Here is a 13,923-nt window from a genome sequence, read left to right on the forward strand (position 1 = left end):
CCTTCCAATCGCTCAGCAGGCGCAGGCGATGTCGTCGATCAACGATTTGCAGAGCGCAGGCTCCCCCCCGCAGCATTCCTCGAGCAGGAAGCGGAGCAGTGTCGCGAGCCCGTCGAAATCGGCATAATAACGGATGGAGCGGCCCTCTCGCTCGTTCCGGATGAGGCCCGCGTGACGCAGGACCGTCAGATTGTTCGAGAGAGTGTTCTGCCGCACGTCGAGGATCTCGCCGATATCGCCCGCGATCATCCCGTCGCGGCCCGCCTTCACCAACAGTCGAAAGGTGTCGAGTCGGGTCGGCTGGCTCAGCGCGGCGAACGCGGAAAGTGCGTCATTCTTATCCATACTTCATGTAATAATGAAGTATTTTCCGCCGTCAAGACACCGTCGCCCCGGTCATTCGACCGGCAGTGCAAGCTCTTGGAGAACAGGCAGAATTGCCTCTCTGGCTAGTCGGCGTTCGAAGCCTCTGCTCGCGACTTGCCAGAGACGTCCTGCGCCAGGGTCGCCGCCATGAAGCGGTCGAGATCGCCGTTCAGGACCCCTTGCGTGTCGCTCGTCTCGACGCTCGTCCGCAGATCCTTCACCATCTGATATGGCTGCAGGACGTAGGAGCGGATCTGGTTGCCCCAACCCGCGCTGCCCTTGTCCTCGTGCGCCTCGGTAATGGCGGCGTTCCGACGGTCGAGCTCCATCTGATAGAGTCGCGATTTCAGCGCCTTCATGGCGATGTCGCGGTTCTGGTGCTGCGACTTTTCGGAAGACGTCACGACGATCCCGGTAGGCTCGTGCGTGATCCGGACGGCCGAGTCGGTCGTGTTGACGTGCTGACCGCCAGCCCCGGAAGAGCGATAGGTATCGATGCGGATATCGGCGGGATTGACCTCGATCTCGATATTGTCGTCGACGACCGGATAGACCCAGACGGAACTGAACGAGGTATGCCGCCGCGCCGCGCTGTCATAAGGCGAGATCCTGACGAGGCGATGAACGCCCGATTCGGATTTCAGCCAGCCATAGGCGTTGTGACCGCTGATCTTGTAGGCAGCGGATTTGATTCCCGCCTCTTCGCCGGCGCTCTCGGATTGTAACTCGACCTTGTAGCCCTTCTTCTCGGCCCAGCGAACATACATCCGCGCAAGCATCGCGGCCCAGTCGCAGGACTCGGTCCCGCCGGCCCCCGAATTGATCTCGAGGAAAGTGTCGTTGGCATCGGCCTCGCCGCTCAGCAGCGCTTCGATTTCGGCTGCCGCCGCGCGCTCCTGCAGTTTGGAAAGGGCAGTCTCGGCCTCGCGCACGACTTCCGCATCGTTCTCCATCTCGCCGAGCTCTATCAGCTCGACATTGTCGGAAAGCTCCTGCGTCATCCCTTCGTAGGTGGACATCGCATCGACCAGGGCCTGACGGTCGCGCATCAACTTCTGCGCGTTCTCCGGATCGTTCCAGAGCGTCGGATCCTCGACCCGCGCGTCGAATTCCTCGAGCCGGTAGGCCGCCGTCTCCCAATCCATGCGCTGGCGCAGAAGCTCCAGCGACTTCTCGATGGCCGCGACACTGTTCTGGGTCTCTGCGCGCATGACGGTCCTCCGTTACAGGCGCATCATCTATCAAGCGGAGGATACGCCCGCAACGGGGCGGGCCTCTAGTAAAGCCCGCCGGAGCTCATCGTGCCGTAGGTGGCCTTCTGCTGGGGGATCGTCACGGTGTTGCCCGACGCGTTCTGCACCTGCTGCCCACGCGATGCCTCCTCGAACAGCGGCAGGTTCGACCCCATCGCGAAACCTCCGTCGAAGGCCACACCGAAGACCGGCTCCTCGCCCAGACGGAAATATTCCGCCACGACGTTGTCGCCCGTGGCACCGTCCGAAAGACGCGCGCCGGTGAAGCGGTCGATATTGATGAAATGGCCGCCCGGCGGCACCTCGAACGGTCCGCCGCCGTATTTCTCGGTCGCGACCTGCATGAACTCGTTGAAGACCGGCGCACACAGACCGCCACCCGAACCCGAGCGTCCCATCGGTCGCGGCTGGTCATAGCCGATATAGCATCCCGCAGCGATGTTCGAGGTAAAGCCCACGAACCAGGCGTCCTTCTCGTCGTTCGTCGTGCCCGTCTTGCCTGCGACCGGCACGCTCAGGTTGACCTTTCCGGCCGCGGTACCGCGTTCGACCACGCCCTTCAGCATGGAGGTCAGCTGATAGGCGGTGATCGCGTCCATCACGCGTTCCCGGTCCGACACGATGCGGGGACCGACGCCGGGGTCGAGCGAACTCACCCGGCAGTTCACGCAATCGCGCTCGTCGTGGCGATAGACGGTCTCGCCGTAGCGGTCCTGCACCCGGTCGACGAGGGTCGGCTGCACGCGCTCGCCGCCATTGGCAAACATCGAGTAGGCGGCAACCATCCGGTAGAGCGTCGTCTCCTCCGCCCCGAGCGAATTGGCAAGGAATGTCGTCATGTTGTCGTAGACGCCGAAACGCTCGGCGTAGCTCGCCACGACGTCCATGCCCACTTCCTGGGCCAGACGCACGGTCATGAGGTTCCGCGACTTCTCGATCCCCGTGCGGAGCGGCGTTGGGCCGTAGAACTGGTTGGAATAGTTCTTGGGACGCCACATGCCCTGCGGCGTGTTGATCTCGATCGGCGCATCCACGACGATCGTGGCAGGCGAGAACCCGCTGTCGAGCGCCGCGGCATAGACGAAAGGCTTGAACGACGATCCGGGCTGACGCGTCGCCTGCGTCGCGCGGTTGAAGACCGAATGCTGGTACGAGAACCCGCCTTGCATCGCCAGCACGCGACCCGTCTCGACATCCATCGCCATGAACGCACCCTGGACCTGCGGCACCTGGCGCAGCGTCCAGCGGATGAGCGATCCGTCCGCATCGTTCGTCATCTCGCGAACATGAACGACGTCACCGCGCTCGAAATTGTCGGCGAAACTTCCGCGGATCCACGAGATGTCGTCACGCGGGATCGACTGCTCGCCGTGTCCTTCGACTCCCACGCGCATCGACTGATCGCCGATCTCGAGCACGACGGCCGGGTACCAGCGGTTCACCAGGTCGATGTCGCGGGCAAGCGAAACACCCGCGAGGGCCGTTTCCCAATCGCCGAGCGCATCGGCAGATATCGTCTTGCCTGTGCCGCGCCAGCGACCCAGACCACGGTCGTATTGTTCGAGCGCGCGGCGCAGGCTCACCGCCGCGACCTCCTGCAGCTCCTCGTCGATGGTGGCACGCACCGACAGGCCGCCGGCGAAGAACTCGCCCTCGCCGTAATCACGGCTCAGCTGGCGGCGGATCTCGTCGGTGAAGTAGTCACGCGGCGGGATCTCCTCGCGGAAGCTCGGGAAATCGCCGCCCTGAACCGTCCGGAGGGGAGAAACGCGCGCCTCGCGATAGGCGGCCTCGTCGATATAGCCGTTCTCGAACATCTCGCGCAGCACATAGTTGCGGCGCGAGATTGCGAATTCGCGGTCGCGGACGGGATGTGTATAGGCAGGCCGCTGCGGCAGCGCCCCGAGATAGGCGGCCTCGGACACGGTCAGTTCGTCGAGCGACTTGTTGAAATAGGTCTGCGCGGCAGCCGCGACGCCGTAGGAATTCTGGCCCAGGTAGATCTCGTTCAGATAGAGCTCGAGGATCTCGTCCTTGCTCAGCGAATTCTCGAGCCGGACCGAGAGGATCAGCTCCTTGATCTTGCGCTCGGCCGTCCTGTCGGAGCTCAGCAGGAAGTTCTTCACCACCTGCTGCGGGATCGTCGAAGCCCCCCGGAGCCGTCCTCCCCGCGCCATATCGGCCGCGGCCGACAGCATGCCGAGCGGGTCGTAACCCTGGTGCTGATAGAAATTCTTGTCCTCGGCCGAGATGAACGCGTGCTTGACCAGATCGGGAATGTCCTGCGCCTCGACGAAGAGCCGCCGTTCCTTCGCGAACTCGTCGATGATCTCACCCTCGGAGGAATAGATCCGGCTGATCGTCGGTGGCTGATACTGGCTCAGCTGATCTGTATTCGGAAGATCACTTCCGTACATCCAGAAGATCGCGCCGATGGTCAGCGCCATGGCCAGAAGCCCCATGGTGACGAGCGTGAAGATGCCGCCGAAGATCGAAAGGATGAAACGGATCATGTGACTTGGGCCCCCCAATGTCGCCCGGTGGCCCGCTATATCGCGAGGATGCTAAGAAATCAAAAGCGCAACACCACCCCGATCGGCTGAATGACGCGAAGGTGAGACCTTCGCGCCGACCCCGTTCATTGCCGCACGACGGCCCCTGCCGCGGCATCTTCCTCCGCCCAGGACGCGATCGCCTCGCGCAGGCCCGCGACGGCGCGGGCGCGCCATGCGGGATCGGCGAGATCCGCCCGATCCTCTGCGACGCTCGCGAAATCGAGCGAGACGTGGATGGCCGGAAGCGACGCGGCCTCCGGCACAGAGAACCCCGCGCTGAGACGTGGCCGACGGTGCAGGTCGTCGGTATGTCTGGCAAGCCCGTCGACGATCCAGGCCGCGAGCCTCTCTCCCCTCGGCGCGGCCTCGAGCAGATCGCTATCGTTCCGGGCCGGATCGTCGGACGCAGCTTCCGCGTCCTGCAGCCGCGCGGCGGGAGGGGCAATCCGCCAGGGAGCATCGTCCGGCGCGGCATCTGCGCGAAGCGACAGGACCAGATCGGCGTTTGCGGCACGCGGACCGGGATCGTCTCCCGGCCCGAGCAGATGCACCTCGTGGCCGTCCCGGCCGAGCGCATGGGCAAGCGTGCGTGCGACACCCGCCAGAAGCGCCGACATGTCCTGCGAACGCGGGGCCGATTCGGAAGAGGGTTCGGCACGGCCGGTGTCGATGACGACCTGCAGGCGACCATCCCGGCTTGCTGGAGGCAACTCAGGCGCATCGCTTCCGGGAAGGACGAACAGATCGCTCTCGGGCGCGCCGGAGACCGCCTCGAAATCGCGATCGCTCGTGGGTGCGAGGGACATCTTCAGGACCGCCGCTCCGGGTTGGGCCACCGCTGAAAGGCCCGCCGTCTCGACCCGCATCGGCTGCGCAAGGACGAGCACCATCCTCGACCATCCGGCCCGATAGCGCCCGTAGGTCACGCCTTCGACCAGGTCCGCGTCGACAAGCGCGGCAAGATCGACCTCCGAAAAGTCGAGTTCGGCGAAATCTGCGACCAGACGATGCGGATCGTCGAGCGTGAAGACCCGCCACGGAACCGCTTGGCTCAGCGCGAGCTCGATCTGCAGATCGGACCCGAAATCCTCGATCCGACTGCCGGCCGGGTCGATCTGCGCGATCGCAAGCGGCGCTGCACCGGGCTCGTTCGCGGCCACGGCCGCAGGGCCAAGGATCAGAAGGGCCGGAAAAAGACACGCCCCCACCGCGCGCCCGATAGACGTCTTGAATACCATCGATTGTGCCTCGGTCACTGCCTTCGGGGGTCTTGTCGCCCCTCTCCCTGCAAGCTTAACGCGCGAAATCTTGCCGGGGAAGCGAAAAGCTGCCGATCAGGCCCGGCGACCCTCGCGCCAGCGCTTGAGCCGGGCGAGCCCCTCCGCGATCTCCTCCGTGGATCCTGCGTAGGAAAACCGCAGCATCCGCCCCCCGCGGTCGGGATCGAAATCGAGCCCCGGCGTCACAGCGACCCCGGCCTCGTCCAGTATCTCGGCCGACAGGGCAAGCGCGTCGTCAGTCAGATCCGACACGTCCGCATAGACGTAGAACGCCCCGTCGGGCGGTGCGAAGCGCGAAAAGCCCGCCTCCGCCAGGCCTTCGATCATCGCTTCGCGATTCGCGGTATAGACCGCAAGATTTGCCTCGAGCTCCTCGCGGCAGTCGAACGAAGCGAGTGCGGCGACCTGGCTCGCATGCGAGGGGCAGATGAACATGTTCTGCGCCAGCCGTTCCACCATACGGACATGCGCCTCGGGCACGACCATCCAGCCGATCCTCCACCCGGTCATCGAGAAATACTTGGAAAACGAATTCACGACATAGACATCGTCGGCAAGCTCCAGTGCCGAAACAGGACGACGCTCGTAATCGATACCGTGATAGATCTCGTCCGAGATGAGTGCCACGTCCCGGCCGGCGCAGGCTTCGATCAGCGCACCCAGCGCCTCCTTGTCGAGCATCGTGCCGGCGGGATTTCCCGGCGATGCGAGGATGAGGCCTGCCGCGTCTTCGGGGATCTCCTCCGGGACTGGCTGGAAACGGTTCTCCATCCTGGTCTGGATCCCCACGGGATCGAGGCTCATGGCCTTCAGGATATGACGGTAGGACGGATAGCCGGGAAGGCCCAGCGCAACCCGGTCGCCCGCATCGAAGAGCGCCGAGAACGCCAGCACGAACCCAGCCGAGGCCCCGGCCGTCACGACGACACGCGCGGGGTCGAGATCGACGCCGTAGCGCTCTCCGTAATGCCGCGCGATCCGGGACCTCAGTTCCGGCAGGCCCAGCGCCACGGTATAGCCGAGCGGACCGCGATCCATCGCCGCCCGAAGCGCGTCGCGCGCGCCCTTCGGGGCGGGGGTGCCCGGCTGGCCCACCTCCATATGGACGATATGGCGACCCTCGGCCTCGGCCGCGCGTGCGCGCTCCATCACGTCCATCACGATGAAGGGGTCCACCTGACCACGTCGGGACATGCGCATCGGGCTCTCCTCTCCGGGTTAGGTCGCGTGCCTGCCCCGGCGCGCGCGCCCCGTCAAGCGCTTCACATTCGCCTCATCACGGGTTGCGGATCGGCCGCGATCTGCGAAGTTGACCGCGACATTTTACAGGAGCCGTCCGCGATGAAGACTTCCCTGATCGCCGCAATCCTCGCCCCCTGCCTCATCCTTTCCGCGCCTGTCATGGCGCAGGAGGACGACGCGGAATTCGGCGAGCGTGTGCGCGCCTATCTGCTCGAGAACCCCGAGGTCATCATGGAAGCGGTCGCGGCGCTCGAGGCCCGGCAGGCCGAGGTGCAGACCGCCGCCGACGCGGATCTGATCGCGGCAAATTCGGACGCGCTCTTCCAGAGCGGGGACGACTGGATCGGCGGCAATCCCGAAGGCGACGTGACGATTGTCGAGTTCTTCGACTATCGCTGCGGATACTGCCGCCGCGCGCATCCCGAAGTCTCCGAACTGATCGAGAGCGACGGAAACATCAAGCTGATCCTCAAGGAATTCCCGATCCTCGGTCCGCAATCGGTGCTGGCCTCGCGCTTCGCGCTCTCGACACGTGCCGTCGCGGGCGACGAGGCGTATGGTCAGGTCAAGGATGCCCTGATGACCATGGAAGGGGACATGACGCCCGACAGCCTTCTCGCACTCGCCGAAGAGCTCGATCTCGACGGTCAGGCCATTCTCGACGGCATGGGCGAACCCGAGATCGAGTCGACGATCTCCGCGAACCACGCCCTCGGTCAGGCGATGGGGATCAGCGGCACGCCCAGCTTCGTCTTCGGCGACCAGATGGTGCGTGGTTATGTCCCGCTCGACGCGATGCGCGAACTCGTCGAGGAAGAGCGCGGCGAGGGCTGAGCGGGCTTTGACTTCACCGCAAACCCGCTAGGTCGTGGCTCGGATCGGTCACGACAGGAGAAAGACATGGAGCGCCACCGCAAGCTTGCAGCCGGAAACTGGAAGATGAACGGCCTGTCCGATCATCTGGGCGAGATCGCCGCCCTGATCGGGAGCCATGGCGACGCGACCTGCGAGATCCTGATCTGCCCGCCTGCGACGCTCGTCGCTCCGATGGCGGCGCATGCCGGATCGCGCATTGCCGTGGGCGGACAGGATTGCCATGCCGAGGCGAACGGAGCCCATACCGGCGATATCTCCGCCGAAATGCTGCGCGATGCGGGTGCGACGTATGTCATTACCGGCCATTCGGAACGCCGCGCCGATCATGGCGAAAGCGACGAAGCCGTGCGTGCCAAGACCGAGGCCGGCTGGAAAGCGGGCCTCGTCGTCATCCTCTGCATCGGTGAGACGCTCGATCAGCGCGAGGCTGGCGAGACGCTTTCGGTGATCGACGGCCAACTTGCCGGTTCGGTCCCCGAAGGTGCGACAGGCGACAACCTCGTAATCGCCTACGAGCCGGTCTGGGCGATCGGCACGGGCAAGGTTCCGTCGGTCGAACAGATCGCAGAGGTCCACGACCACATCCGCAAGACACTGTCGGAGCGGTTCGGCACAGGCACCGCCGATGCGGTCCGCCTGCTCTACGGTGGATCGGTCAAACCCGGAAACGCGTCCGAGATCTTCGCGGTCGACAATGTCGACGGTGCGCTGGTCGGGGGGGCGTCCCTCAAGGCGGACGATTTCGGCGGCATCATCTCGGCCCTCGAAGGCTAGGTCACATCGACGGCTCTGCGGTCACGTCGTGTCCGTAGAGCCAGTCGAACCGCTTCAACATTATGCCGGGCGCGAGGTTCGCGAGCTTCAGCCCCGCATGCGCCGCGGCCTTTATCGCGCCCGAAAGATGATAGTTCCGCGCATTGGAGTTCGCCATCGCGATCGCCCGCGCGACGCGCGGCGCGCGACTCGCATGGTAATCGGCAAGCGCCGCGTCGCGATCATCGCGCGAAAGCGCCGCTGCAAGGCACCACGCATCCTCGAGTGCGAGATTTGCCCCCTGGCCCAGGAATGGCAGCGTCGGATGCGCCGCATCGCCCAGAAGCGCCATCGACCGCCCGTGCCAAACGCGGGCCACCGGATGAACGTAGAGCCCCCAGAGGTGACAGGTCTCGACGATGCGAAGCCAATCCGCCACCGGCGACGCGAAACCTGCGAATGCGCGGCGCAGAGCGTCCGGATCGCCCTCGACATGCCAGCCTTCCTCCGCCCAGTCGGCTCGCTCCTCCACCGCGACGAGGTTCAACCGCCCCTCACTCAGGGGATAGGCCACCAGATGACGCCCTGGCCCGACGAAGATCTGCGCCTCGGGGGGCGCGTCCGCAGCGATGGTCGCACGCCATGCGACCTGCCCGGTGAACTCCGCCCGATCGGTTCCGTTCAGCGCCGGGCGAAGTACGGAGTTGATCCCGTCCGCACCGACAGCGAAGCCGGTTTCCTCGGTTCCGCCATCGATGACGAACGTGGCAGCCGTGCCGTCTTGCGCGCTTTCGACACGGGTTCCCGGACGGATCGTGACGCCGGCGTCGCGCGCCGCGCCTTCCAGGATGGCGATAAGGGTCGCCCGATGGACAAGACGGTAATCGCGGCTCTTCATCGGCATGCGGATCAGGCTTCGCCCCGTCAGCCCGTCGGTCAGATGCACCGCGCGGCTCTCGATCGATGCCTTCTCGAGCGCGTCGCCGAGCCCGAGCGCACGCAGGACCGCCATTCCATTCGGGCTGATCTGAACGCCCGCTCCGACCTCGGCGATCTGCGGCGCGCGTTCGAGGATCTCGGAATGGATTCCGCGATGCGCAAGAGCGATCGCATGGGTAAGCCCGCCGATCCCTGCCCCGACGATGCTCACGTAATTCCGCATCGCAGCCTCCCGAACGCAGGACACCGGAGCGGTGACCGCCCCGGTGTCCGGAAATCCTGCAAGGGGATCGGCCTTACTCGTCGCGATGAACCTTCTCGCGGCGCTCGTGACGCTCCTGCGCCTCGAGGCTCAGGGTCGCGATCGGCCGTGCGTCGAGCCGCTTGAGCGAGATGGGTTCGCCCGTGACCTCGCAATAGCCGTATTCCCCGTCCTCGATCCGGCGCAGCGCGGCGTCGATCTTGGCGACCAGCTTGCGCTGCCGGTCGCGGGTCCTGAGTTCGAGCGCGCGATCCGTCTCCTCCGATGCGCGGTCCGTCACGTCGGGTATGTTGCGCGTCCCGTCCTGAAGGCCGGTAATGGTGCTGCGACCCTCGTCGAGAAGGTCGTTGCGCCATGTCATCAGCTTGCGCCGGAAATAGTCGAGCTGACGGTCGTTCATGAACGGTTCGTCCTCGGCCGGCCGATACTCGTCCGCAAGAATGGTATCAACTTTCATCGCGAGCTCCCATTGGATTTCGGCCTGGCCGAACATCCGCTTTCCCCTGCTACTGGGGCGGGAATTAACGCAACGACAATGACTTGTCACGCTCCATATACGTCGGTTGCGACCCTGCCGGGCGGCGATTAAGGTTCGGGCGACGGTCGATTAAGGATTGGGCGCAATGCGGTTCACCTCCACCGAGAGCTACGTCGCGACGGATGATCTGACGCTTGCCGTGAATGCCGCGATCACGCTCGAACGGCCGCTGCTGGTCAAGGGCGAGCCCGGAACCGGCAAGACCGAGCTGGCCCGGCAGGTGGCCCGCGGGCTCGGGCTCGAAATGCTCGAATGGCACGTCAAGTCGACGACCCGCGCTGCGCAGGGGCTCTACGAATACGACGCCGTGAGCCGTCTGCGCGACAGCCAGCTCGGCGACGAACGGGTGCGCGACATCTCGAACTACATCCGCCGGGGCAAGCTCTGGCAGGCCTTCGACCGCGAAGATCGCTGCGTCCTGCTGATCGACGAGATCGACAAGGCCGACATCGAGTTTCCGAACGACCTTCTGCAGGAACTCGACCGGATGGAGTTCCACGTCTACGAGACAGGCGAAACGATCCGAGCCCGCCAGAGGCCGATCGTCATCATCACGTCCAACAACGAGAAGGAACTGCCCGACGCCTTCCTCAGGCGCTGTTTCTTCCACTACATCCGCTTCCCCGACATGGAGACGATGAAACGCATCGTCGAACTGCACCATCCCGGCATAAAGCAGGGCCTTCTGACGGCGGCGCTCACGCAATTCTACGAGTTGCGTGATCAGCATGGCCTGAAAAAGAAGCCTTCCACCTCGGAAGTGCTCGACTGGCTGAAGCTCTTGCTGGCCGAGGACATGGATGCCGCCGACCTGCGACGGGACGGGGGCGCGAGCCTTCCGAAGCTTCACGGCGCGCTTCTCAAGAACGAACAGGACGTCCATCTCTTCGAACGTCTGGCCTTCATGGCCCGGCGGCAGGGGTGAGAGGCCGGTCCGGGCCGGATGTTTCGCGCACGAAACATTTTCGCGGCGGGTCCCCGCCGAAGCGCGCCTGCGAGGACGAACCGCTTGGCATTCGCGACGGGTTCGTGAAACAGACAGGGGCGATGGTCCTGCGATCTCTTCTCCTCGGCGCGACGCTCGCCCTGACGGCCTGCGGTCCGCCAGCGCTCGACCTTGCCGACCGGCGAGGCGGAGCACCTTCGGCCCTGCCCCCGATGAAGACCTTCCCGGGGCCACGGATCACGCGGCCGACACGATCAAATACCGATATCGCACGAGATTTCCTCGACCTGACATTCGAGCTGGAATCGGGGCGCGCGGTTCCCGTTTTCACCCGGTTCGAGGGGCCGATCAGCCTGCGGGTGCGGGGCGAGATCCCGGGCTCGCTGGAACGCGATCTCTCGCGGCTGCTCGGTCGCTTGCGGGACGAGGCTGCGATCGATATCTCGCGTGTCCGTCCCGATGGCCCCGCGAACATCACGATCCAGACGATCTCGCGCCGCGACCTCGAACGCAGCGTTCCGGAAGCCGCCTGCTTCGTCGTCCCCCGCGTCGGAAGCTGGGACGAATTCCGCGCCAATCGTCGCAACGAGGTGACCGACTGGACGACCCTCTCCCAGCGAGAGACATTGTCGATCTTCATTCCCGCCGACGTTCCCCCGCAGGAACTGCGCGATTGCCTGCACGAAGAGCTCGCCCAGGCGCTCGGTCCGCTCAACGACCTCTACCGGCTCGAGGATTCCGTCTTCAACGACGACAATTTCCATACGGTTCTGACCGGGTTCGACATGCTGATCCTGCGAATGACCTATGCCCCCGAGCTGCAGAACGGCATGAGCCGCGCCGAGGTGACCGAACGCCTGCCAGCCATCCTGTCGCGGCTGAACCCCGCGGGCAGCAATCGGCCAAGCGACGGGCGCGGCCCGAGCCCGCGCGGCTGGATCGATGCGATCCACGCCGCCCTTGCACCGCGCGGGTCGCAGGATACACGGCGCGAGGCGGCACTCGAGGCCCTCGCAATTGCCCGCGAAGAGGGATGGGACGACAATCGCATGGCGTTCTCGCTCTTCCTGATCGGGAGGCTGACCCTCGACGTGGCACCGGGCCTCGCGCTCGGAGCATTCCTTCAGGCCGCCAACATCTATTCCGCCGATCCATCCACCCAGATCCATGAGGCCCATGTCGGCATGCAGCTTGCGGCCTTCGCACTGAGCGCAGGTGCCGCCGACCAGGCCGTGGCGATCGTCGATGCAAACACCGATGCGGTCATCGCCGCCGAGAACGCCGCTTTGCTGTCGACGCTGCTCTTCATCAAGGTCGAGGCATTGCAACTCATGGGACGTGCGGGCGAGGCGCAGAGCCTGCGTCGCGAGGCGCTCGGCTGGGCGCGCTATGGTTTCGGAAGCGATGAGGAGGTAAGGCGGCGAATGGCCGAAATCGCGGCGATAACGCCCGAACGCGAAGAGGAGACGGCATCGTGATCATCCTGATCTGCATCCTGGCGGGCATCGCCTGGGGAATCGCCGCCGCGCGGAAGGGGCAAGGCAACAGGCTCGACATGCTGCAATACGCGGCTGCCGCAGGGATCGCCGGCGCGCTCGGCGGCCTGCTCCTCACCATCGTGGTCGAGCGGCTTCTGGGATGACGCGCGGCGCGGACTGAGATGTTCCTGCCCTTCTTCACCGAGTTGCGTGCGCGCAAGGTGCCCGTCGGGCTGGGAGAGTTCCTCGACTTTCTCGCGGTCCTGAAGACCGGTCTCGTCATCTACGACGTGGACGGGTTCTATCACCTCGCACGCGCCACCTTGGTCAAGCGCGAGACGCATCTCGACCGTTTCGACCAGGCCTTTGCGGCCGCGTTCCGGGGAATCGAGGCAATTCCGCCCGAAGCCGTCCTCGACGCACTCGACCTGCCCGAGGATTGGCTGAGGACGATGGCGGAGAAGCATCTTACCCCCGAGGAACGCGCCGAGATCGAGGCGCTGGGCGGCTTCGACGCGCTGATGAAGGCCCTGCGCGAACGCCTGGAGCAGCAGCAAGACCGGCACGAAGGCGGCAGCAAATGGATCGGCACCGCCGGGACATCGCCGTTCGGGGCCCAGGGCTACAATCCCGAAGGCGTTCGGATCGGGCAGGAAAGCTCGCGCCAGCGTCGCGCGGTCAAGGTCTGGGACCGGCGCGAATTCCGCAATCTCGACGATGACCGGGAACTCGGGACACGCAACATCAAGGTCGCGCTCAAACGACTTCGCCGCTGGGCCCGCGAAGGCACCGAGGAAGAGCTCGATCTGCCCGCGACGATCCGGTCCACGGCAAGGAACGGCTATCTGGATGTGCAGACCCGACCCGAACGGCGCAACGCAATCCGTGTCCTGCTCTTTCTCGACGTCGGCGGGTCGATGGACGAGCATGTCGATGTGGTGTCGGACCTCTTCTCGGCCGCCAGATCCGAATTCCGCCATCTCGAACAATTCTACTTTCACAACTGTCTTTACGAAGGGGTCTGGCGCGACAATCGCCGCCGCCGAAACGAACAGGTCCCGACCTGGGATGTCATCCACCGTTACGGTCCGGAATGGCGATGCATCTTTGTCGGCGACGCGGCGATGAGCCCCTATGAGGTCGCGGTCCCGGGCGGCGCGAACGAACACTGGAATGCCGAAGCCGGTGCCACGTGGCTTGCACGGGCGGCCGATCACTGGCCCGCACATCTGTGGATCAATCCAGCGCCCGAGGTTTACTGGTCGCAAACCCGATCGACGCGCATGATCGCGGAGATCCTGGCCCAGGATCGAATGGTCCCCATGACGCTCGACGGGCTGACACGCGGGATGAAGGCGCTCGGCTGAATCGGTCCGATCCTGCCGAGGCTCTTCGATCACTGATCGGAACGTATGGTCCAGAACTGCGTTTTGCC

13 protein-coding genes are annotated in these 13,923 nt (G+C 64.9%); 6 read left to right on the forward strand and 7 right to left on the reverse strand.

The features are described 5' to 3' along the window. Positions 1-12 precede the first annotated feature (12 nt). The 5 genes from RVY76_RS08845 to RVY76_RS08865 all read right to left on the reverse strand — a co-directional run bounded on the left by RVY76_RS08845 (position 13) and on the right by RVY76_RS08865 (position 6,654). Positions 13-345: a metalloregulator ArsR/SmtB family transcription factor gene (locus RVY76_RS08845; protein ID WP_317373513.1), complete on the reverse strand. Its 333-nt coding sequence runs from the start codon at positions 343-345 to the stop codon at positions 13-15. A 104-nt stretch (positions 346-449) separates the two neighbouring features. Beyond that, entirely contained in the window at positions 450-1,577 is a 1,128-nt protein-coding gene (gene prfB / locus RVY76_RS08850) for a peptide chain release factor 2 (protein WP_317373514.1), read from the reverse strand. A gap of 65 nt (positions 1,578-1,642) precedes the next feature. After that, positions 1,643-4,132, reverse strand: coding sequence for a penicillin-binding protein 1A (locus tag RVY76_RS08855; protein WP_317373515.1), 2,490 nt, complete (start codon positions 4,130-4,132; stop codon positions 1,643-1,645). Between the two features lie 125 nt (positions 4,133-4,257). Then, on the reverse strand, positions 4,258-5,412 hold the full coding sequence (locus RVY76_RS08860) for an N-acetylmuramoyl-L-alanine amidase (protein WP_317373516.1): 1,155 nt from the start codon (positions 5,410-5,412) through the stop codon (positions 4,258-4,260). A gap of 96 nt (positions 5,413-5,508) precedes the next feature. Beyond that, entirely contained in the window at positions 5,509-6,654 is a 1,146-nt protein-coding gene (locus RVY76_RS08865) for a pyridoxal phosphate-dependent aminotransferase (RefSeq protein ID WP_317373517.1), read from the reverse strand. 141 nt (positions 6,655-6,795) lie between these two features. Here RVY76_RS08865 and RVY76_RS08870 point away from each other — a divergent pair, with 141 nt between their 5' ends. Then, positions 6,796-7,530 (forward strand): DsbA family protein, encoded by a 735-nt coding sequence (locus RVY76_RS08870; RefSeq protein ID WP_317373518.1) that lies wholly within the window; start codon positions 6,796-6,798, stop codon positions 7,528-7,530. A 66-nt stretch (positions 7,531-7,596) separates the two neighbouring features. After that, positions 7,597-8,346: a triose-phosphate isomerase gene (tpiA, locus tag RVY76_RS08875; protein WP_317373519.1), complete on the forward strand. Its 750-nt coding sequence runs from the start codon at positions 7,597-7,599 to the stop codon at positions 8,344-8,346. Position 8,347: 1 nt separating this feature from the next. Here the strand turns inward: tpiA and RVY76_RS08880 are convergent, their stop codons facing one another. Beyond that, positions 8,348-9,487, reverse strand: coding sequence for an FAD-dependent monooxygenase (locus RVY76_RS08880; protein WP_317373520.1), 1,140 nt, complete (start codon positions 9,485-9,487; stop codon positions 8,348-8,350). 73 nt (positions 9,488-9,560) lie between these two features. Further along, complete coding sequence (dksA, locus tag RVY76_RS08885) at positions 9,561-9,983, reverse strand: RNA polymerase-binding protein DksA (RefSeq protein ID WP_317373521.1); 423 nt, start codon at positions 9,981-9,983, stop codon at positions 9,561-9,563. Between the two features lie 166 nt (positions 9,984-10,149). Between dksA and RVY76_RS08890 the strand changes: the two genes are divergently transcribed. The 4 genes from RVY76_RS08890 (at position 10,150) to RVY76_RS08905 (ending at position 13,855) form a co-directional block, all read left to right on the forward strand. After that, entirely contained in the window at positions 10,150-10,989 is an 840-nt protein-coding gene (locus tag RVY76_RS08890; protein WP_317373523.1) for a MoxR family ATPase, read from the forward strand. Positions 10,990-11,117: 128 nt separating this feature from the next. After that, positions 11,118-12,488 (forward strand): DUF2927 domain-containing protein, encoded by a 1,371-nt coding sequence (locus tag RVY76_RS08895; protein WP_410796027.1) that lies wholly within the window; start codon positions 11,118-11,120, stop codon positions 12,486-12,488. Beyond that, complete coding sequence (locus RVY76_RS08900; protein WP_317373526.1) at positions 12,485-12,652, forward strand: hypothetical protein; 168 nt, start codon at positions 12,485-12,487, stop codon at positions 12,650-12,652. The genes RVY76_RS08895 and RVY76_RS08900 overlap by 4 nt, the downstream gene beginning before the upstream one ends. 18 nt (positions 12,653-12,670) lie before the next feature. Next, entirely contained in the window at positions 12,671-13,855 is a 1,185-nt protein-coding gene (locus RVY76_RS08905; protein ID WP_317373527.1) for a vWA domain-containing protein, read from the forward strand. Positions 13,856-13,923 lie beyond the last annotated feature (68 nt).

The organism is Palleronia sp. LCG004, from assembly GCF_032931615.1.
Lineage (GTDB): Bacteria > Pseudomonadota > Alphaproteobacteria > Rhodobacterales > Rhodobacteraceae > Palleronia.